The following is a 19,159-nucleotide window of genomic DNA, read 5'->3' as shown; positions in this document are numbered from 1 at the left end:
CCAAGCGGCTGCGCGGTCACGTGGTGGCGCCGACCGGCTGCCGCGTCACCTCGAAGCCGCTGGGCGAAGACGCGGAGCTGATGAGCAGTCGAGGGCTACCGGAACCGTCCGCGGGCACGGCCCAGATGTCCGAGCCGCCGGCTGCGCCCGGCTTCGCGTAGGCGACCAGCTCATCGGACAGCCATTGCACCTGGTCATCGACACTGACGGTCTCCGCCAGCGGCGTCTCGCGCATCGTGGCCAGGTCCAGCACGTGCAGCCGCCACGCTCCGTCGGCCGAAGACGAGACCCGCTTCTTGAACACCAGGCGCCTGCCGTCCGGTGACAGCGACGGACATTCCACATCGGCCCGCAACGACCGCGCCTCCCACTTACGGTAGTCGCCTTCGACCAGGTACGTTCGCCCCTGAGTGGAGACCGTCGCGTAGAAGCGGTTGTCGTCGGCGGCGAACGTGACGCCCCAGACGTTCACGTCCGCGGCATGGTGACGCCTGCGGTCGAGGTAGAGCGGGATGGTCTCGATGTTGACGATCGGATAGCCCGTCCTGGTGTCCAGGATCCCGGTCCAGGTGGAAAAGCCGGTGGCGTTGTACGTCTCGCCGGTCACGAAGACCGTCCAGGCGACCATTCTGCCGCTGGGTGAGACCCGGGCGCGGCTCGGGATGCCCGCGAGGTTGAGGCGGTTCGTCTCGCGCAGGCCGCTGTCGAGGATCAGCGCGCTCGTCCCGGGCAGGCCGCCGCGCACCTCGGCCACCAGGCAGACCGCAGTTCCGCCGGACGAGTGGAAACGTCGACAGTGCAGATCGCCGACGGTGCGGGCCGCGCCCGGGTCGTCGGCCGGCACGGCCGCGACCCTGCCGGCCGCGTCGAGGAACAGCAGTTGCCCCGGGCGGCTGGTGTCCAGTTCCACACCGGCCGCCGACGGGTCGGCCGTGGCGGTCACGGCATAGGTGATGGCGACCGCGGCAAGCGTCACGGTGGCCGCCGCGAGGCTGAGAGCACGTTTCACAGGATCACCTTCCGGGCGGTGAGCAGGGACAGCGCAAGGCCACCGGCCATCACGAGCAGCCCGGTGCGGGCGTCCCAGGCGGTCCAGAGCGCGCCGAAGACGACTGACGAACCGAGCCGCGCGAGCGCCTGCGCGGTCTGCAGCACGGCCATGCCGCTGGTGCGCAGGGCCTCGGACAGCAGCGGTCCGGCGGCCGCCATCAGGACGCCGTCGGTGGCCGCGTAGAAGGCGCCGTGCAGCACCAGGACCGTGATCAGCACAGCGATGCCGGTCCCCATGCTCGCGAGCACGAGGTAGGCGGCGAGGAGGGCGAGGTGCCCGCCGAGGAACACCTTGGCACTGCCGGTCCGGTCGGCCAGCCGTCCGAGCGGCACGGCGAGCAGCAGGAACACGGCGGCGGTGGCGAGGGGCAGCAGCGGGAACAGCCTCGGTGGGATGACGAGCTGCCGCTGCAGCAGCAGGTAGACGAAGAAGTCGCTGACCGTCACCAGGCTGAGCAGGACGCTGACGGCGCAGATCCGCCGGAAGGCGCGCCCGCCGGCGATGGCGCGCACGGCCGTCCCGATCCGCGGCGGGTCGGCCGGCACGCTGCTGCGCGGGTCGCGCACGTAGAGCGCGAGCAGCACCAGGCCCAGCGCCGCGACACAGAAGGCCGTCACGAAGACGGCCTCGTAGGACCCGGCTGTCGCGGCGAGTATCCCGAACGCGGCGAGCGGGCCGAGCAACGCCCCGAAGGTGTCCATGGCCCGGTGCACACCGAACGCGTGCCCGAGCTGTTCCGGCGGTGTGGACAGCGAGATCATCGCGTCCCGCGGGGCTGTCCGCAGGCCCTTGCCGGTGCGGTCCGCGGCGATCACGGCGCCCAGCGCGCCCACGGAAGTGCCGGCCAGCAGCAGGCCGAGTTTGGCCAGGGCCGAGATGCCGTAGCCGCCGGCGGCGACGAGTTTGCGCCGGCGCCAGCGGTCGGAGGCGTGCGCGCCGGCGAGGCGCACCAGCGCGGTCACGCCGAAGTGGAGGCCGTCGAGCACGCCGACCTGCAGGGGGTTGAGCCCGAGTGCGAGGACGAGGTAGAGCGGCAGGACGGCGGTGACCATCTCGGCGGAGATGTCGGTGACCATGCTGACCATGCCGAGGGCGAGGACGTTCGCCGGGACGGAGCGCAGCAGCGCCCGTCCCGGCGCACGGTTGGCGGTGATGTACATCAGTGGCAGGCGTAGGTGGGGCTGGTGTCCTTGACCGCGCCGTCGGTCGCGATCAGCTGTGAGGAGAAGGTGCTGTCGGTGAACGTCAGCTTGATCACCCCGTACGTCCCGGACAGCCGTTTGAGGCTGTTGGGCTGCACGTTGACGATCGGGTAGGGCGGCGCGCCGGCCATGCCGCCGACCAGCTCGACGATGCCGTTGGGGTCGGCGCCGGCGTTGGGGTTCTGCGGGCCGAACCGTTCGTAGTGGTGGTCGTGGCCGTTGAGGACCAGGTCCGCGCGCGCGTTGTAGAGCAGCTGCCAGATCGGCCTGCTGACCGGGTCGTTGCCGTGGTCGCCGGAGCTGTACAGCGGGTGGTGCCAGGACGCGGCGATGCAGCCTCTGGTGTTGGCGGCGAGGTCGGCCTGGAGCCACGAGATCTGCGCGGCGTCGTCGAAGCTGTTGGAGTTGAGGACGATGAAGTGCCAGTTGCCGTGGTCGAAGCTGTAGTAGTTCTTGCCCTGCGGGTAGGCGATCGCCCCGAAGTAGGACTTGTAGCCGGCGTATTCACCGGCCGGGTCGTAGGTCTCGTGGTTTCCCGGCGCGGGGCGGATCTTGGACTTGAACTTGCCCCAGGTCTTGTCGAAGTAGTTCTGGAAGTCCGACAGGCGGGCGTCGTCGTACTGGTTGTCGCCCATGGTGATGACGAATTCCGGGTTCATGGCCGTGACGAGTGCGGCGGTCTTCGGGTGCTGGCAGGAGCTGGAGCTGGCGGTGCACTGGTCGGCGATGTCACCGGCGGCGGCGACCGTGAACGTGGTTCCGCCGGGCGGGCTGGGCGACGGCGACGGGGAGTTGGAGGGCGCGGGCGAGGCGGTGGGCGAGGTGGTTGGCGCGGTGCCCAGGGTCAGCCTGTCCACGTTGGGGCCGCCGGTGGCGGTGGTGGCGGTGGCGCGGACGGTGTTGGCGCCGGCCTGCAGTGTCAGGCTGATCGTCTGGTCGGTCCAGGTGCTCCAGCTGCCGGTGGGGTTGAAGGCGAGCCCGGTCGCGACGGTGGCGCCGTTGACCGCGATGGCCATCGGTCGGGCCGCGGTGCTGCCGTTGGCGTAGCGGATGGTGCCCGGTCGGCTGCCGGCCGCGGCCGCGGTCACGGTCCATTCGATGTAGCCGCCGGCGATGTTGGTGTAGTCGACGAAGCCGGTCCCGGTGTATCCGGCGTGGTTGCTGAAGACCGCGGCCTGGGAGAGTGTGGCGTTCTCGGCCTGGTAGTCGGTGGCGCCCGGGTCCGGGGCGCCGTCCGGGCCGTAGACCTCCAGTTCCCACAGCGAGTAGCCGTACGACGTGCCGCGGGCGGTGCCGTACACGCGCAGGTACCGTCCGTTGGCGCTGAGGCCGGTGTGGTCGTCGGTGCCGCCGTCGGCGCCGGTCACGGTCTTGACGGTGGTCCAGGCGGTCCCGTCCGGTGAGGTCTCCAGCCGGTACGCCGACGCGTAGGCGTCCTCCCAGGTCAGCTTGACCCGGTTGATCGCGACGGACGAACCGAGGTCGACCCGGATCCACTGCGGGTCCGAGCCTTCGAGGCTGGCCCAGCGGCTCGTGGCGTTGCCGTCGACGGCGTTGCCCGGACCGTACTGGCTGCTCTCGGTCGACGAGGAGGTGGCGGGCCGGTTGTGGGACAGGAGCACGTCGGCGGCGTCGGCCGGGTCGACGATCACGATCAGCGCCGCAGCCACCAGCATGGTGGCGGCCGCAGCGAGGGTGGGCAGCTTTGTTTTCCAGCGCACGGTGTCTCCAAGGGGTAGGAGAAGTCCACCGGCCGGGGCAGTTGTTCACTGAGCACGTCACTTCCGCAGTGCAGCGGAGCCGCGCCAAGCCGCTTGCGAAGAGCATTTCAATGGCGTCGTTCGATGTCAAGGGATTGGGAAAACTGTTTGCCTTTTCTGTGGTGCGGCTACCCGGCAGTCCTGAGCACGGACTTCGCGTCTGCCGTCGCGCCCAGGGCGTCGAGTCCGGCCAGGGCGGCGCCGACGACCGGGGCCTGCGCCGACACCACCACCTCGGCGCAGGGCAGCACAGCCGGCACGCCCTCAAGGATCGCCTGGTGCAGCAGCGGATGCTGGGCAGCGAGCACGCCGCCGCCGAGCACGAGGGCCAGCCGCTCGTGGCGCATGCCGAGCCGCTCGGCGGCGACCCGGGCCAGGGAGAGCACCTCGGCTGCCTGTTTGGCGACGATTCGGCGGGCCACCTCGTCCCCGTCGGACGCGGCGGTGAACAGGACGGGGGTCAGTTCTGCGATGCGGGCGGCGTCGACCTCGCCGAGATGCACGGCGATGCCGAGGTCTTCGACCGTGGCCACCCGGAAGTGGTCGATGACCGCCTCGGTCAGCCGGGTGGCCGGACCGCGGCCGTCCTCACCCCGGGCCGCATGCCACAGGGCCAGGGAGGCCAGGTGGTGTCCGCCGCCCCAGTCTCCGGTGATCATCCCGAGGGCGGGGAAGCGGGCGGTCCGCCCGCCGGCGTCGCGGCCGACGCAGTTGATCCCGGCGCCGCACACGACCGCGATCGCGCGTTCGGCGTCGGTGCCGGCGCGCATCAGGGCGAAGGTGTCGTTGTCGACGCGGTTGCGGTGTGCCCATCCGGCCGCCGTCACCGCCTCGGTCAGGATCCGCACTTCCGTGGGCAGGTCGGCGCCGGCGAGGTAGACCTCGGCCCGGTCGAACACTGCCGCCGGGTGCAGGCCCGCGTGCTCTCTGGCCTGTGTGATGAGCCGGCCGAGCAGGCCGATGGTGTCGGGTACGCCGATCAGGTGCGGCGAGGACGCCGGGCCCCGTGCCCGCCCGAGCACGGTCCCGGCGCCGGTGGCGATGATGACGTCGGTCTTGGAGTTGCCGCCGTCGACCGCGACCACGGTCTTTTCGCTGATCATGCGGCCCACCTCAGGTGCGCGGTGTTCGCGGCGAGCAGCCGGTCGGTGAGGCTGTCGGCGAGGTCGTGCTGGCCGACCAGCGGGTGTGCCAGCAGCGCCTGGTAGACGCGCTGGCGTCCACCGCTGACGGCGGCGTGCACGGCCAGTTCCTCGTATCCGCTGACGTGGGAGATGAGGCCGGACAGGTGGGGGCCGACGGGCCGGACCGGCAGCGGCGTCGCGCCGTCGGCGTCGACCCGGCTGCCGACCTCGATGACGGCGTCGTCGGGCAGGAACGGCAGGGTCCCGTCGTTGCGTACGTTGACCGGGTGGGTGGCCCCGTCGCCGCTGCGCAGCGAGCCGATGAGCCCGACGGCCGCCTCGGAGTAGTAGGCGCCGCCGCGGTGGGCGAGCAGGTCGGGTTTGGTGTCCAGGGCGGGGTCGGCGTACATGGACAGCAGGGCGCCTTCCAGTTCGGCGACTTTCTCGCCCCGGGTCGGTGCGCCGCGGTCCTGTTCGACGACCTGGTCGTGGCGGTAGAAGTAGCGCAGATAGTACGACGGCACCGCGCCGAGTGTCGTCAGGATCGCCGGTGGCAGGCTCACCGCGTCGGCGATCCCGTCGAGGTGCGTCGACAGCAGCTCCGGCAGCCGGTCGACGCCGTCGACGTGGACGCCGCGTTCCCAGGTCAGGTGGTTGAGGCCGACGTGGTCGAGGGTGACCTGCCCGGGTGCGACGCCGAGCAGCGCGGCGAAGCGGCGCTGGAAGCCGATGGCGACGTTGCACAGGCCGACGGCGCGGTGGCCGGCGTCGAGCAGGGCTCGGGTGACGATGCCGGTCGGGTTGGTGAAGTTGACGATCCAGGCTCCGGGTGCGGCACGGCGGCGTGCGCGTTCGGCGACGTCGAGCACGACGGGCACGGTGCGCAGGGCTTTGGCGAGACCGCCTGCTCCGGTGGTCTCCTGCCCGACGCAGCCGCACTCGAGCGGGAACGTCTCGTCGCTGATCCGCGCGCGCTGCCCGCCGACCCGCAGCTGGATGATGACGACGTCGGCGTCGGTCAGCCCGGCGTCGAGGTCGGTGGTCCAGGTGATCTGCCCGGGGTGTCCGTGGCGGCGGAAGATCCGCTGCGCGAACCCGCCGACGACGGGTAACCGGTCGGCGGCCGGGTCGATCAGCGCTATCTCGGTGACGGTCGCGTCGAGGCGGGCGAACCCGTCTATCAGCTCGGGGGTGTAGGTCGACCCTCCGCCGACCACGGCGATCTTCATGGTGGTGCTATCCCTTCACGCCGGTCAGTGTGACACCCTGGACGAACGCCTTCTGGGCGAAGAAGAACAGGACGATGACCGGGACCATGGTGAGCAGGGTCGCCGCGCTGACGAGGTGCCATTCGACGTGGTGCAGCGACCGGAACGAGGCCAGGCCCAGCGAGATGGTCCAGGCGTTCTGGTTCTCGCTGGTGTAGAGGAACGGGCCGTAGTAGTCGTTCCAGGCGTAGAAGAACTGGAACATGGCCGCGGCGGCGATGCCGGGCCTGGCCATGGGCAGGATGACGCGCAGCAGCGTGCGCCACTCGCCGCAGCCGTCGATGCGGGCCGCGTCGAGGTACTCGTCGGGGATGGTGACCAGGAACTGGCGCAGCAGGAAGATGGAGAACGCGTCGCCGGCCAGCATCGGCAGGATCAGCGGCCACAGTGAACCGGTCAGTCCGGTGTTGGCCCACATCATGTACAGCGGGACGGTGGTGACCTGCGGCGGCAGCATCATCATGCAGATGATCAGGACCATCGTCGTGTTGCGGCCGCGCCAGCGCAGCTTGGCCAGGGCGTACGCGGCGGGCACGCTGGACAGCAGCATGAACCCGGTGGCGAGGATCGCGTAGAGGAAGGTGTTGGCGATGAACCGCAGCAGCGGTGTCTTCCGGAACGCCTCGACGTAGTTCTCCGGGTGCCAGCTCTGCGGCCACATGTTCGCGGTCAGGGTCTGGTCGCTGGTCATGAACGAGGTGAGCAGCAGGAAGACGACCGGGGCGAGGAACATGACCGCCAGCGCGATGCCGATCGCGTGGCGGGCGACGAAGCCGAGCACGTGGTGTCCGCGGCCGATGGACGTGTTCATGAGTTGCCTCCGCTGAACGCCTTGAACCGCCGCAGCAGGATGATCGTGGCGGTCATGGACACCACGAACAGGATGACCGCCATGACGTTCGCGGCGCCGAACAGGTTGTTGCTGAACCCGATCGAGTAGAGCCGCATCGGGTAGGTCAGTGTCGAGTTCTCGGGGTAGCCGAAGGTGCCGGCGATGCCGCTGCCCGAGGTGACCTGGCCGGAGGCGACGCTGCCGGCGACCGCGGCCTGGGTGAAGTAGTTGAGCGTGCCGATGACGCCCGTGATGGTGGCGAACAGCAGCACCGGCGAGATGGTGGGCAGGGTGACGTAGCGGAACCGGGCCCAGCGGCCCGCACCGTCCAGTGACGCGGCCTCGTAGAGGGCCTGCGGCACGTCGAGCAGCGCCGCCACGAAAATGATCATCAGGTCGCCGACGCCCCACAGGGCGAGCAGGGTCAGCGACGCCTTGGCCCAGTCGGGGTCGTTGAACCAGCCCGGCCCTTCGACGCCGAACGTCGCCAGCAGCGTGTTGACCGGGCCGGTGCCCGGTTTGAGCAGCAGCACGAACGCGATGGTCGCGGTGACCGGCGGCGCGAGCGCGGGCAGGTAGTACAGCGTGCGGTAGATGCTGCGGGAGCGCTTCATCGCGTTGAGCAGCATGGCGGTGAGCAGCGCGCCGACGGTCCGGGCGGGGACCATCAGCAGCACGAACACCAGCGTGTTCTTCGCCGCGATCCGCACGGTGGGGTCGTCGAACAGCACGTACTCCCAGAAGTCCAGGCCGACCCAGACCGGTGGGTTGAACATGTCGAAGCGGGTGAAGGAGAAGTAGACGGCGGCGATCAGCGGGTAGATCAGGAAGACCGCGATGCCGATCAGCGCGGGCGCGATGAACGTGAGGGCGACGAGGTGGCGCGGGGAGCGCCGGTTACGGCCGGCGCTCCCCTGGCTGGCTGCGGTGGGCATCGCTGCTAGCCGGCCAGTTTGATCATCTTGTCGACGCGGACGTCGACGTCGGCCAGTCCGGCGGCCAGGTCCTTCTTCGTCCCGGACTGCCACCCCTGCAGGAACTCGGAGAAGGTCTCCTGGTAGCCGGGGCCGATCCCGCTGGGCGGGGTGGTGCCCGAGTTCGGGTTGGCGAAGATGTCGAGGAACACCTTGAACAAGGGGTCCGCGGTCAGCCGCGGCGAGGTCAGCGCCGCGGTGGTGGTCGGCACGTTGCGGATGCCGTTGGACAGGTCCACGATGGTGTCGGTTTCGGTGGTCAGGAACTTGATCAGCGCCCAGGCCGCCTCCGGGTTGCGGGCGGTCCGCGAGACGCCGATGACGTTGCCCGTGATGTAGCCCGCGCCCGCGCGTTCGGCTTTGTTGACCGGCAGCGGGGCGACCCCGAACTCGACGTCGGGCGCCTGGTCCTTGAGGAACGCCATCCGCCACTCGCCGTCGACCGCCATCGCGATCTTGCCCTTGTGGAAGGCGTTGTCGGCCGACCACTCGTCGCCCAGCGAGGCGCGGAACTTCTCCAGCTTGTCGTAGCCGTACCAGTCGACGAGCTCCTTCTGCCAGGTGAGCAGCTCCTTCCAGGCCGGGTCCGTGCCGATGGCCGAGGTGCCGTCGTCGTTGAGCCACTTCGCCCCGACCATCGGCGCGAAGTGCGACGGGGAGTTCTCGTAGAACCCGAACAGGGGCAGGAACCCGGCCCGCTCGATGGTGCCGTCGGCCGAGCGCTTGGTGAGCTTCTTGGCCATGTCGGACAGTTCGGCGAGCGTCTTCGGCGCCTCGGTCAGCCCCGCCTCGGCGAACATCGCCTTGTTGAAGTAGAAGCCGTACGCGTCGGCCAGGAACGGCATCGCGCACCGCTTGCCCCGGAACTCCGTGTAGGACCGGGCCACGGCCGCGATCGAGTTGAGGTCCACGCCGTCGCGCTGCAGGTACGGGTTGAGGTCGACCCACGCGCCGGCGGCGCAGAACTTGCCGACGATGTCGGTCGAGTAACTGATCGCCACGTCCGGACCGGTGCCGGCGCCGATCGCCGTGGTCACCTTGGCGTCGTCCTGGCCGCCCTTGACGGTCAGCGTGACCTTCGGATACTTCGCCTTGAACTTGGCCAGCGTCTCGTCGAGGGCCTTGGCCTCACGGTCGGTGAAGAAGTGCCACAGTTCGACCGCGCCGGTGGGCTCGACGCCCGGGGTCGCGATCGGCTTCGGCGCCTCGGCCGGGGTGCACGCCGTGGCCAGTGCCAATGCTGCGGCCAGGCCGACCACCAAGGCCGTACGCCGGTTCAGCAAACGTCGCATGAAATGTTCCTCTCTGGAATCAGAAGTGCCGCGGTGCGGGATCACGGCCCGACCGGCCCTTCGCCTGGTGCGGGAAGGCGGCCGGTCGGGCCACGGGCTGATCGGTGGTACCGATCGGTGGAGCAATGTCGGGCGCGCTGCGTCGGTCAGTCGGCCCGCATCGCGGTGCGCTGGTTGTCGATCAGTGATTCGCGCACCGCTCGCCATCCGGCGTCGAGCGCGCCGAGCAGAACGGCGTCTTCGGTGACCTCGGTGACGGCGATGGTGATGTCGAGCGGGGTCGTGCCGGGCAGCGCGGCGCGGACCCGCTGCGCGAGTGCCTCCCCGCCGGCCTGGGCGACCTCGCCGGCGAGGACGATCAGCGGCGGGTCGAGCACGCCGGCGACGGCGGCCAGGCCGAGCGCGATGCGGGCGGCCACCGCGTCGAGAAAGCGTCCGGCCCGCGAGTCGGCCGAGGCGACGGCCGTGGTGATCGCGGCGCCCGGGGTGGCGGCCGCGATGCCGTGCTCTGCCGCGAGGGCCACGACAGCGGGACCACCGATCAGGCTCTGCAGGTCGGCAGGCGGACGGACCGTTGGCAGCGACACCGGCACGTAGCCGATCTCGCCCGCGCCGCCTCGCGCGCCGCGCAGCAGCGTGCCGCCGAGGTCGATGGCCAGACCGAGGCCGTCACCGAGCCAGAAGAGCGTGAAGCCGGCACCGCCGGCGGCGACGCCGTGGGCGCGTTCGGCGATCGCCGCGAGGTTGACGTCGTTCTCGACCTCGACCACGGTGCCCAGCCGTGCCGCGATCCGTCCGACGAGACCGGGCCGGTCGAACCCGGGCACGTCGATGTAATGGATGACCCCGCTCGCCGCGTCGTATGAACCCGGCACCCCGAGCTGGACGTGGCGGACCGCGGCAGCCTCGACCCCGGCCTGCCCGACGACCCGGATCACCGTGTCACTGATCGCGTCGACGGGGTCGAGCGTCGTCAGGTCGACCGAGTCCTCGATCCGGGCGTGCACGACGCCCCCGGCGTCGATCACTGCCGCAATGAGCGACGGCCCCGGGATCTCCGAGACCTCCCTGATGCAGACGGCCACCGCGAAGCCGGCCGTCGGATTCGCCGAGTAGATCTCGGCGTTCGGTCCCGGGCCGCCCGAGCTGCGCCCGACCACCATCGTGAGCCCCGCATCGGTGAGGCTGCGCAGCACGTCCGAGGTGGTCGGCTTGCTCAGCCCGGTCAGTTCCCGCAGCGCGCCACGGGTGAGGGGGCCGCGGTCCAGCAGATGGGCCAGGACAGCGCGCTCGTTCATGGCACGCAGCAGCTTCGACGAACCGGCCGGTCGGGTCATCCGCCCTCGCTTGATGTCGACGAAACATTAGGCAATCAGATTTACTAATGGCGGAGACTAGGGCGACGACCGCAGGCCGTCAAGGGTCCCGCGAATTGTTAGGCAATCTTCCTAACCGTCTTGTGTCACGGGCATCCCCTGACATAAGTTCCCCCCGAGCCCGGGGCCCTGGGCCATCGCGACCGCCCGCCAGCACCCGTCGTGCGGTCACATGTCCGCTCGTATCACCGCGTTCCGCAACTGCGGCACGCACCGCGACCCTCCACAGGAGACCCGCAATGATGCGTAGAACAGCCCGGCCCGGACGGGCCCGACCCCTGCTCACGGCCGCCGCCGTGGCCACCGCCGGCACTCTTCTCGGCGGGCTCGTCCTCGCCGCCTCCGCCCAGGCAGCCACCAACCTGGCCCTGGGCCGCACCACCGCCGTCTCCTCCACCGAGACGGCCACGCTCGGCGGCGCCCAGGCCGTCGACGGCTCGACCTCGACCCGCTGGGCCAGCGCCGAGGGCAGCGACCCGCAGTGGATCCGCGTCGACCTCGGCAGCGTCCAGCAGATCGGACAGGTGACCCTGCGCTGGGAGGCCGCCTACGGCAAGGCGTACCGGATCGAGGTCTCGCCCGACGCCGCCACCTGGACCACCATCTACTCGACCACCACCGGCAACGGCGCGGTGGACGACCTCACCGGGCTGAGCGGCAGCGGCCGCTACATCCGCATGTACGGCACCGCCCGCGGCACCGCGTACGGCTACTCGCTGTTCGAGTTCGAGGTGTACCCGCCGGGGGGCACCCCGTCGCCGAGCACCTCTCCCCCACCGCCCGGCGGCCCGGCGGTGCCGTTCGGCTCGCACACCAAGCCGTACGCGGCGGGAACGCTCAAGCTCACCGGCGCCGTGGCCACCCACGACCAGACGGTGATCAACTACTACAACACGTGGAAGAGCGCGTTCGTCAAGCAGAACTGCGGCAACGGCTGGTACGAGGTCTTCTCCCCGGACGCCGACCACCCCTACGTCGCCGAGGCGCAGGGCTACGGCATGGTCATCACCGCGCTGATGGCCGGCGCCGACCCCAACGCCAAGACGCAATTCGACGGGCTGCTCAAGTACGTGCTGGCGCACCCGTCGGTCAACAACCCGAACCTGCACGCCGCCGAGCAGAACACCTCGTGCACCTCGGTCAACGGCTCCGACTCGGCCACCGACGGCGACCTGGAGATCGCGTACGCGCTGCTGCTGGCCGACAAGCAGTGGGGCAGCACGGGCACGTACAACTACAAGTCGCTGGCCACCACCCGGATCAACGCGATCAAGGCCAGCGAGATCAACGCGACCACGAAGCTGACCCTGCTCGGCGACTGGAGCAGCGCCGGCGACCAGTACTACTACATCAGCCGCACCTCGGACTGGATGCCCGGCCACTTCCGCGCCTACCGCAAGGCCACCGGCGACACCGCCTGGGACACCATCCTGGCCAAGCACCAGTCGGTCACCGCGTCGCTGCAGAGCGGCTACGCCCCCAGCACCGGCCTGCTGCCCGACTTCGTCGTCAACACCAACACCACCCCGAAGCCCGCCGCCGGGCAGGTGCTGGAGGACCCCAACGACGGCAAGTACTGGTGGAACGCCTGCCGCGACCCGTGGCGGATCGGCGCCGACGCGGTCACCAGCGGCGACGCGCAGTCGCTGGCGGCGGCCCGCAAGATGAACACCTGGATCAAGTCCAAGACCGGCGGCAACCCGTCCAACATCGCCGTCGGGTACGCGCTCAACGGCACCGCGATCAGCTCGGGCTCCGAGGCGGCGTTCTTCGCACCGTTCGCGGTGGCCGCGATGACCGACCCGGGCAGCCAGGCCTGGCTCGACGCGCTGTGGACGAAGATCAAGGCCACCCCGCTGGACACGTCGGGCTACTACTCGGCGAGCCTGCAACTGCAGACGATGATCGTGGTCTCGGGCAACTTCTGGACCCCGTAACAGCGCCGATCACCGGCCGCGGGCGGCCTCCCAGGCCATGGGAGGCCGCCCGCGGTTCGTACCGGCCACCCTCAGCGGCTCTATCCCAGCGCCGACAGCAGCTGCTGCAGGTAGAGGCCGCGGCGGGCGCCGAGTTCATGGGAGCACCAGGTCCGCACCACGGCCGCGAACTCGGCCCGGACATTCGCGAACGCGTCCGGGTAGTGGATGTCGGTGGGCAGTTCCCAGGCCCCGTCGCGCGAGTACACGCTCAGCTCCCGCCGGCCGCCCGGCACGCCGACGGCGCCGGACAACGACGCCTGGCTGATCGCGCCCCCGGCGTGGGTGCAGCTGATCTCCATCCAGGTGCCGCTGTCGCCGCGCGCGCTGAGGTCGACGATGGGGCCGAGCGCGGCGTCGAGCAGGTCCAGCAGGTGCGGGGCGAGGTCGTAGAGCGCGGTCGCCGGCCTGCGCCGCTACGGCGAGCACGCGGCAGCCGACCGCATCGCCGACGGGCTGCTGGCGGCCGCGCAGGCAACCGGCGGCCGGCTGCCGGAGGTCATGTCCAGGCTGACCCGCGACCAGGCGCCACAGCCCATCCCGTACCCGCACTCATGCTCGCCTCAGTCCTGGGCGGCGGCCGCGCCACTGCTGCAGCTGCAGCGTTGAGGCCGCCGCGGCGTACGTTGCCGAGTACCCAGTCGCCTGAATGACAACGAATGCAACTAAGAGACCGATTCACACGATAATGTCTGGAGCCGAGGCCACTCGACTACATCCGCAGTCGCAGATTCAGCCTGCAGGACGCCATGCCCAGGCAACGTCGATGACACGCCCAGTTGGACCCGATGCCCCGCATCGCCGCCAAGGTGGAGCAATCTCATGACAGAACCCGCAACCCACATCAACGTCGCCGACCTTCCCGCACCCACCGAAGGCATGGTGATGACGTTGTTCATCGCCGTCCGCAACGTCGCACGATCCCGTGACTTCTACTCGCGCGTTCTGGGCGGCACGGTGGTCCTGGACGAGAACCCGTGCATCGTCAAGCTGGCCAATTCATGGATCATCATGAACCCAGGCGGGCCGCCCACACCCGACAAGCCCGGTATCTCGGTGGTCGACTACCAGCCCGGCGACACCACGTCGATCTTCCTCAACCTGCGAGTCGCCGACATCCACGCCCGCTATGAGGAGTGGCAAGCCAAGGGCGCCGAGTTCGTCACACCGCCGATCGACCGCGGCGCTGAGATCCGCTGCTACCTGCGGGACCCGGACGGGTACCTCATCGAGGTCGGCCAGTCCACCGGACTGCTGCACGGCGAGCTCGCCGCCAAGCGCCCCGAAGATCTCCCGGGCTGAGCAGGCCACCGCCGAGGCATATACGTCTCGATCGGGGTGTCACCCGGCACGTCACCCCGCTGCGGCCGCCGAAGCCGCAGCGCGCCGCCACTCCCCTGTCGTTCGCAGCCATTGCGTTAGGTCAGGTGGACGTCAGTCCAGCTGGAGTGCCGCGTGCATCTCCCAGATCAGGACCTCGGCATCGTCGATGCCGGTGATCTGCTGGCCGCCGGTGGCGGTCATCCGGACCGCATCGCCGCGGTCGAGCCGCCCGCTGCCCTCCAGTTCCACGGCGCCTCGGGCGACGAACAGGTGCACGAACGGCGCCGCGGGGCACTGCGCCGTCTGCCCGGGGGCCAGACGGGCGGCAAGCAGGGCCGCGTGACGGTTCCTGATGCGGATGGCCGTGTCGTCGCGGTGCCTGTCCATGCCGGAGGCCACCGGCACCAGGCCCGCACGGAGTCGTTCGTCGGACAGTTCGTGCTGCTCGTAGCCGGGGGTCACCCCTGCTTCGTCGGGCACCACCCACATCTGGATGAAGTGCACCGGCTCGGTGTGCGGCGCGGTGTGGTCCAGCCGCCAGGAGTCGTTCTTCTCCGAGTGCAGGATGCCGGTGCCGGCGCTCATCCGCTGGGCCAGGCCGGGGTAGATGACGCCGGAATGGCCGGTGGAATCCTGGTGTACGAGCGAGCCGGCCAGCACCCAGGTGACGATCTCCATGTCCTCGTGTGGATGGGTCTCGAAGCCGGTGCCGGCGCGGACCTTGTCGTCGTTGCTGACCAGGAGCAGGCCGTGGTGGGTGTTCTGCGGGTCGTAGTGCCGGGAGAAGGAGAAGCTGTGCCTTGAGTCGAGCCAGCCCAGACGGGTCCAGAACCGGTCGGCGGCCCGGCGTATGTCCAGCGAGGGCGTGAGGGTGACGGTCATCGCACGCTCCCCGCCGTTTCGGCTCCGGCCGCGGCGATCCGGCAGGAGCCGGCCAGCGGGTCGGTGTCCACGGCCAGCTGTGCCACCTCGCTGGCCAGGTGCAGTTCGGCGCAGTACTGCTCGGAGATCTCCGCGCAGACAGACGCCACCTGCTCGGCGAGTGGGTTGCCCAGGTCGATGGCGCTCAGCGCCATGATCATCCGGTATCGCAGGTCGGTCACCGGAACCTCCGTGTCAGTGTGTCCCCAGACCGAACATAGAGGACAAATCAGCCACAGGGTATCCGGTACCGAGCGCCTCCGTCAGCCGAAGCGGATGCCGCCGATGCCATCTGTCGAGCGAGCTGAGAGCAGGCCACTGCGCGCTGCGCAGCCGGGCGAGTGGCTGCTGCAGACCGCCGCCGGCTCCACCGTCGGCCGACTGGTCATCCAGCTGTCCAGGCACTTGGGGATACGCACGATCAACGTCGTACGGCGGCGCGACGCCGTCGGTGAGATCGAGGCGCTCGGCGGCGACGAGGTCATCTGCACCGAGGACGAGGACCTGCTGCAGCGTGTGCCGGAGATCGCCGGGCCCGACGGAGTACGCAAGGCCCTCGACTGCGTGGCCGGAGTCGTCGGTGCACAGGTGTCCCAGGCGCTGGCCCCGGGCGGACAGCTCGTGATCCCGCTGCTCGCCAGTTCACCGGCCAGGGCAGCCCCCGGGCCCCCTGGCCGGTGACGCATCAGACGGGGTCGATCGCAAGGTCGGTGACCCGGTCGTCCTTGATGCCGAACACGAACGCGAAGGACAGCGGACCGCCAGGGAACTCACCGTTCGCGGAGGCCACCAGCCGGTCGCCGGCGAACGAGGTCGGCGTGATCACGATCTTGGGGTCGATCAGGTGCCCCTGGGTCCACTCGCGGATCTCGGCTTCGCCGGTGTAGGTCTTCCCGTCATCGCGCACGGCGGCCCCGTCGCCGAACACCGCCGCCAGCGCGTCCGCGTCATGCGCGTTGGTCGCCGCGACGAAGTCCTCGACAGCCTTGGGAAGATCGAGGTAGTCCATTTCTGCTCTCCAGTTTCTCGGTTGCCGGACAGGCTCAGAAATCCGCACTGCGCGAGAGCGCCTCGTTCGCGCGCAGCTCCGCCAGCGCGTTCTCGTGCATGGCCACGACTACGTCGTAACCGGAGTTGCCGAGCACGATCCGGTGCGGGGGAACGGGTGCGTTCATCGCGCTGAGCACGGCCTGCACTCCACGTTGCGGGTCACCGGCCTGCTTGCCGTCGTGGTCGACGAACGCCGCCTTGACGCCCTCCACCATCGGCACGTAGGCGTCGACGGTCTCGTCGACGGGCTCGTTCTGGAAGCTGGCGAAGGCCTTGGTGCGAAACGCCCCCGGCTCGACGAGCAGCACGCGCACACCGAACGGCTCCACTTCCTGGCGCAGCGTCTCCGACAGCCCTTCGAGGGCGAACTTCGCCGCCGCGTAGTAGCCGAACCCCTGTGCGCCGACCAGGCCCGCCACCGACGACATGTTCACGATCCAGCCGTCGCCGCGTGCCCGCATGCCTGGCAGAACCGCGCGGATCACCTCGACCACGGCGAACAGGTTGAGGTCGAACGTGCGGCGGATCGTCTCGTCGGGGGCCCCCTCCACCGAGCCGAACCAGCCACGGCCGGCGTTGTTGACGAGAACGTCGATCCCGCCGAACCGCTCCTCCGCCGTCTTGACCGCCGCACGCACCTGGTCGGCATCGGTGACGTCGAGCTGGACGACAAGCACCCGGTCGCCGTACGGCTCAGCCCATTCCTTCAGTTCAGAGGGCCGACGCGCAGTCACTGCCACCTGGTCGCCCTGTTCCAGTGCGGCCTCGGCATAGACCAGTCCGAAACCTCCGGGTGTTCCCCCAGTGATGAACCAAGTCCTCATGACTTCCCCTATCGCTATAGCAATCAGTGTAGCGCTATATGGTCTACCATAGCACTCATGCAGAACGCACGGGACCGACTCCTGCTCGCTACGGCGAAGTTGCTGGAGGACGGCGGCAAGGTGTCCACGAGGGCGGTGTGCGAAAGCGCCGGGGTACAGGCCCCGACGCTGTACCACCACTTCGGCAGCAAGCAGGGCCTGATCGACGCCGTGGTCAACCACGGCTTCACCCAGTACACAGCGGTCGAGAGCTCTGGCGATCCGCTGGACGACCTGCGCACGGGCTGGGACAGACACGTCCGGTTCGGGCTGGAGCACCCGTCGTTCTACGGGCTGCTCTACGGTCGCGCCGAGCCGGGCAAGCCGTGCGCCGTCACCGCCCCCGCCCACGCCGCGTTGCGCGACCGGTTCACCGCCGCCGCCGCCCAGGGCTTGCTCAGAGTGCCGGCGGACGACGCCGCCGAACAGGTGCTCGCCGCCAACGTCGGCATCACGCTCACCTTGATCAGCCAGCCGGAGCCTGACTTCGCACTGTCCGGACGCGTCCGCGAGGCCGCGCTGGCCGGAGTCCTTTACACGCCCTCCGTCGACGCCCCCGCGACCCGTGCCAACGCCGCACTGACGTTACGTGCACTGGTCGGCAACGACCCGGGCGACCTCACCCCTGGCGAACACGCGCTACTCGGCGAGCTGCTGGACCGCCTGGCACGTTAGCTGGACGGCGCTTTGGCCGCTGTTCGTGAGCGGTTGCAGGCATGAGGCGATCGAGCGTACATATCCCTCGCAGGCCTCGCCTGGGGCCGACAGATCACGACATCCGCTTGAGGGTCCCCTGGCCGTCGTATCCGGCGCGCTCGTTGAAGGACCAGAAGTAGAAGATCTCATCGGCGCCACTGAGCCTGAACTTCTTCACGATGCCGCTGACGCAGGTGCCGCGTTTGACGAGAGTCTCGGTGAGATGGACCTCGGTGCCGCCGAATGACCGTTTGAGCTGGAGCCTGCCGGCGCACCGCAGGCTGGGGTACTCGGACTCGCCCACCACGTCACCGTTGACGGCCGGGTAGAGCTTGAAGGTCGCCTGGTACTCCGAGCCGGTGTTGGTCTGGAACACGGCCCCGGTCCAGGTGCCGACGAATGCAGCAGGCAGCTCGCCCGGGTGGGAAGGGGGCGACGTCGGAGATGGGCTGGCGGGCGACAGCGTCGTCAGGCCGGGCGCAGTACTCGCCGTGACCTGCGACGGCTGGACTGTCGTCACAGCGGACGTCCCTGCCGGCAGTGCCGACGACGGGGCCTGGGGCTGCAGCCACGCCAGGACCGTCACCAACAGGCCGCCGAGCGCCACGAGTACGGACACCAGCGCGATCCTGTTCGCCGTACTCAGCCGGGAAAGCCGGCCGCTCATCCAGCCATCCTGGAACCGAAGCCTTCGGCCACGTCTCGTCTCACCACCGAAGGATCTGACGGACGCGGACGCGGCGCAATCGACGAACCGACAGATCTCTGTCGGCGATCGCGTGGTCACGCATCCACTGACGATCGCGGCGGCGCCCGCCGACCGGATGACCCGGATCGGGCTAGTGCCGTTTCCGGCACCGGACAGAGCGCAGCTCCCGAAAGGATGACAGGCTGTCGCGGGACATCTGCGTGCCGATACGGTGCTCTCCATTCGACGGATCCCCGCGGAAAGGATCCTCAATGAGAAAGGCATCAGATGATTACTGGAATACTCTCTCGACTTCGGTCGATCGGTGGAACCGGACGTGCGCGGCGCTTAGCTGCAGTTACTGCAGCGACTACGCTGACTGCTGCCATCGGTATCGCGACCCCGGCCGCTGCGGCCGCCGCGAACGGCGGGGTATACATCGTCGCCCCTAAATGGTGGGGATGGTGCCCCAATGTCGCGGGGCGGACCAACTTCCCGAATTACATGTCGCAGTCGAACTTTGCCACCGGAAACAGCTCGTCGGACGCCGGAGACGACATCATCTGGTCGCGAGTGGCCCTCAACCAGAACAACACGATATCCGTCGCAGTCGGATGCATTCTCGGCCATGGATCAGGGGGCACGACGATAACCATTCGCCCCACCCGAAACGGCCAGTCGTGGTTCATTTCTCCGTCTGGCGGAACCTGGGGCAACTGAAGGGCGACCGAAGACCGCAGACTCCAGCACGCGCCGCACCTAC

Annotated in this window: 19 protein-coding genes; 4 read left to right on the top strand and 15 right to left on the bottom strand. The window is 69.5% G+C overall.

The annotated features are described in order from the left end of the window. Nucleotides 1-16: 16 nt before the first annotated feature. The 9 genes from ACFQO7_RS26285 to ACFQO7_RS26245 form a co-directional block, all read right to left on the bottom strand. Nucleotides 17-1,009 carry a TolB family protein gene (locus ACFQO7_RS26285; protein WP_376808871.1) on the bottom strand — a complete coding sequence of 331 codons (993 nt, stop codon included), beginning with the start codon at nucleotides 1,007-1,009 and terminating at the stop codon, nucleotides 17-19. Then, entirely contained in the window at nucleotides 1,006-2,211 is a 1,206-nt protein-coding gene (locus ACFQO7_RS26280; protein WP_376808870.1) for an MFS transporter, read from the bottom strand. Before ACFQO7_RS26280 ends, ACFQO7_RS26285 begins: the two co-directional genes overlap by 4 nt. Continuing rightward, nucleotides 2,211-3,974, bottom strand: coding sequence for a discoidin domain-containing protein (locus ACFQO7_RS26275; RefSeq protein WP_376808869.1), 1,764 nt, complete (start codon nucleotides 3,972-3,974; stop codon nucleotides 2,211-2,213). Before ACFQO7_RS26275 ends, ACFQO7_RS26280 begins: the two co-directional genes overlap by 1 nt. A gap of 167 nt (nucleotides 3,975-4,141) precedes the next feature. Further along, nucleotides 4,142-5,116: an N-acetylglucosamine kinase gene (locus tag ACFQO7_RS26270; RefSeq protein WP_376808868.1), complete on the bottom strand. Its 975-nt coding sequence runs from the start codon at nucleotides 5,114-5,116 to the stop codon at nucleotides 4,142-4,144. Beyond that, a complete protein-coding gene (locus ACFQO7_RS26265; protein ID WP_376808867.1) occupies nucleotides 5,113-6,366 on the bottom strand; it encodes a 6-phospho-beta-glucosidase in 1,254 nt (417 codons plus the stop codon). Before ACFQO7_RS26265 ends, ACFQO7_RS26270 begins: the two co-directional genes overlap by 4 nt. Before the next feature lie 7 nt (nucleotides 6,367-6,373). Beyond that, complete coding sequence (locus ACFQO7_RS26260; protein WP_376808866.1) at nucleotides 6,374-7,216, bottom strand: carbohydrate ABC transporter permease; 843 nt, start codon at nucleotides 7,214-7,216, stop codon at nucleotides 6,374-6,376. Then, nucleotides 7,213-8,172, bottom strand: a complete 960-nt coding sequence (locus ACFQO7_RS26255; RefSeq protein ID WP_376808865.1) for a carbohydrate ABC transporter permease — start codon at nucleotides 8,170-8,172, stop codon at nucleotides 7,213-7,215. Before ACFQO7_RS26255 ends, ACFQO7_RS26260 begins: the two co-directional genes overlap by 4 nt. 5 nt (nucleotides 8,173-8,177) lie before the next feature. Continuing rightward, the gene (locus ACFQO7_RS26250) at nucleotides 8,178-9,503 is read right to left on the bottom strand and encodes an ABC transporter substrate-binding protein (RefSeq protein WP_376808864.1); all 1,326 of its coding nucleotides are present in this window, start codon (nucleotides 9,501-9,503) and stop codon (nucleotides 8,178-8,180) included. A gap of 146 nt (nucleotides 9,504-9,649) precedes the next feature. Further along, nucleotides 9,650-10,840, bottom strand: a complete 1,191-nt coding sequence (locus ACFQO7_RS26245) for an ROK family transcriptional regulator (RefSeq protein WP_376808863.1) — start codon at nucleotides 10,838-10,840, stop codon at nucleotides 9,650-9,652. 278 nt (nucleotides 10,841-11,118) lie between these two features. Between ACFQO7_RS26245 and ACFQO7_RS26240 the strand changes: the two genes are divergently transcribed. Then, a complete protein-coding gene (locus ACFQO7_RS26240; RefSeq protein ID WP_376808862.1) occupies nucleotides 11,119-12,816 on the top strand; it encodes a glycosyl hydrolase family 8 in 1,698 nt (565 codons plus the stop codon). Between the two features lie 80 nt (nucleotides 12,817-12,896). Here ACFQO7_RS26240 and ACFQO7_RS26235 read toward each other — a convergent pair whose 3' ends face one another. Continuing rightward, nucleotides 12,897-13,157 carry a hypothetical protein gene (locus tag ACFQO7_RS26235; RefSeq protein ID WP_376808861.1) on the bottom strand — a complete coding sequence of 87 codons (261 nt, stop codon included), beginning with the start codon at nucleotides 13,155-13,157 and terminating at the stop codon, nucleotides 12,897-12,899. Between the two features lie 520 nt (nucleotides 13,158-13,677). Here ACFQO7_RS26235 and ACFQO7_RS26230 point away from each other — a divergent pair. Further along, nucleotides 13,678-14,157, top strand: a complete 480-nt coding sequence (locus ACFQO7_RS26230; RefSeq protein ID WP_376808860.1) for a VOC family protein — start codon at nucleotides 13,678-13,680, stop codon at nucleotides 14,155-14,157. A gap of 132 nt (nucleotides 14,158-14,289) precedes the next feature. On the opposite strand, the gene ACFQO7_RS26225 is transcribed toward ACFQO7_RS26230, so the two are convergent. Next, nucleotides 14,290-15,060 (bottom strand): pirin family protein, encoded by a 771-nt coding sequence (locus ACFQO7_RS26225; protein WP_376808859.1) that lies wholly within the window; start codon nucleotides 15,058-15,060, stop codon nucleotides 14,290-14,292. Next, the gene (locus ACFQO7_RS26220; RefSeq protein WP_376808858.1) at nucleotides 15,057-15,281 is read right to left on the bottom strand and encodes a thioredoxin reductase; all 225 of its coding nucleotides are present in this window, start codon (nucleotides 15,279-15,281) and stop codon (nucleotides 15,057-15,059) included. Before ACFQO7_RS26220 ends, ACFQO7_RS26225 begins: the two co-directional genes overlap by 4 nt. Nucleotides 15,282-15,384: 103 nt before the next feature. Here ACFQO7_RS26220 and ACFQO7_RS26215 point away from each other — a divergent pair, with 103 nt between their 5' ends. Continuing rightward, on the top strand, nucleotides 15,385-15,780 hold the full coding sequence (locus ACFQO7_RS26215) for a zinc-binding dehydrogenase (RefSeq protein WP_376808857.1): 396 nt from the start codon (nucleotides 15,385-15,387) through the stop codon (nucleotides 15,778-15,780). 4 nt (nucleotides 15,781-15,784) lie between these two features. Here ACFQO7_RS26215 and ACFQO7_RS26210 read toward each other — a convergent pair whose 3' ends face one another. Further along, nucleotides 15,785-16,108 (bottom strand): nuclear transport factor 2 family protein, encoded by a 324-nt coding sequence (locus tag ACFQO7_RS26210; protein WP_376808856.1) that lies wholly within the window; start codon nucleotides 16,106-16,108, stop codon nucleotides 15,785-15,787. 34 nt (nucleotides 16,109-16,142) lie between these two features. After that, complete coding sequence (locus tag ACFQO7_RS26205; protein ID WP_376808855.1) at nucleotides 16,143-16,973, bottom strand: SDR family NAD(P)-dependent oxidoreductase; 831 nt, start codon at nucleotides 16,971-16,973, stop codon at nucleotides 16,143-16,145. Between the two features lie 57 nt (nucleotides 16,974-17,030). On the opposite strand from ACFQO7_RS26205, the gene ACFQO7_RS26200 reads away from it, so the two are divergent. After that, complete coding sequence (locus ACFQO7_RS26200; RefSeq protein WP_376808854.1) at nucleotides 17,031-17,687, top strand: TetR/AcrR family transcriptional regulator; 657 nt, start codon at nucleotides 17,031-17,033, stop codon at nucleotides 17,685-17,687. Between the two features lie 94 nt (nucleotides 17,688-17,781). Here ACFQO7_RS26200 and ACFQO7_RS26195 read toward each other — a convergent pair whose 3' ends face one another. Then, the gene (locus ACFQO7_RS26195) at nucleotides 17,782-18,375 is read right to left on the bottom strand and encodes a hypothetical protein (RefSeq protein WP_376808853.1); all 594 of its coding nucleotides are present in this window, start codon (nucleotides 18,373-18,375) and stop codon (nucleotides 17,782-17,784) included. Between the last annotated feature and the right edge of the window lie 784 nt (nucleotides 18,376-19,159).

The organism is Catellatospora aurea, assembly GCF_042663325.1.
Lineage (GTDB): Bacteria > Actinomycetota > Actinomycetes > Mycobacteriales > Micromonosporaceae > Catellatospora > Catellatospora aurea.
Note: the sequence above shows the minus strand (reverse complement) of the source record. Positions and strands in the feature narration are given on the sequence as shown.

Bases quoted from the DNA above. Each gene is read 5' to 3' on its own strand.
- ACFQO7_RS26280 (WP_376808870.1), bottom strand. From the start codon at position 2,211: ATGTACATCACCGCCAACCGTGCGCCGGGACGGGCGCTGCTGCGCTCC.
- ACFQO7_RS26270 (WP_376808868.1), bottom strand. From the start codon at position 5,116: ATGATCAGCGAAAAGACCGTGGTCGCGGTCGACGGCGGCAACTCCAAG.
- ACFQO7_RS26265 (WP_376808867.1), bottom strand. From the start codon at position 6,366: ATGAAGATCGCCGTGGTCGGCGGAGGGTCGACCTACACCCCCGAGCTG.
- ACFQO7_RS26260 (WP_376808866.1), bottom strand. From the start codon at position 7,216: ATGAACACGTCCATCGGCCGCGGACACCACGTGCTCGGCTTCGTCGCC.
- ACFQO7_RS26255 (WP_376808865.1), bottom strand. From the start codon at position 8,172: ATGCCCACCGCAGCCAGCCAGGGGAGCGCCGGCCGTAACCGGCGCTCC.
- ACFQO7_RS26250 (WP_376808864.1), bottom strand. From the start codon at position 9,503: ATGCGACGTTTGCTGAACCGGCGTACGGCCTTGGTGGTCGGCCTGGCC.
- ACFQO7_RS26245 (WP_376808863.1), bottom strand. From the start codon at position 10,840: ATGACCCGACCGGCCGGTTCGTCGAAGCTGCTGCGTGCCATGAACGAG.
- ACFQO7_RS26240 (WP_376808862.1), top strand. From the start codon at position 11,119: ATGATGCGTAGAACAGCCCGGCCCGGACGGGCCCGACCCCTGCTCACG.
- ACFQO7_RS26235 (WP_376808861.1), bottom strand. From the start codon at position 13,157: ATGGAGATCAGCTGCACCCACGCCGGGGGCGCGATCAGCCAGGCGTCG.
- ACFQO7_RS26230 (WP_376808860.1), top strand. From the start codon at position 13,678: ATGACAGAACCCGCAACCCACATCAACGTCGCCGACCTTCCCGCACCC.
- ACFQO7_RS26225 (WP_376808859.1), bottom strand. From the start codon at position 15,060: ATGACCGTCACCCTCACGCCCTCGCTGGACATACGCCGGGCCGCCGAC.
- ACFQO7_RS26215 (WP_376808857.1), top strand. From the start codon at position 15,385: ATGCCATCTGTCGAGCGAGCTGAGAGCAGGCCACTGCGCGCTGCGCAG.
- ACFQO7_RS26210 (WP_376808856.1), bottom strand. From the start codon at position 16,108: ATGGACTACCTCGATCTTCCCAAGGCTGTCGAGGACTTCGTCGCGGCG.
- ACFQO7_RS26205 (WP_376808855.1), bottom strand. From the start codon at position 16,973: ATGAGGACTTGGTTCATCACTGGGGGAACACCCGGAGGTTTCGGACTG.
- ACFQO7_RS26200 (WP_376808854.1), top strand. From the start codon at position 17,031: ATGCAGAACGCACGGGACCGACTCCTGCTCGCTACGGCGAAGTTGCTG.
- ACFQO7_RS26195 (WP_376808853.1), bottom strand. From the start codon at position 18,375: ATGAGCGGCCGGCTTTCCCGGCTGAGTACGGCGAACAGGATCGCGCTG.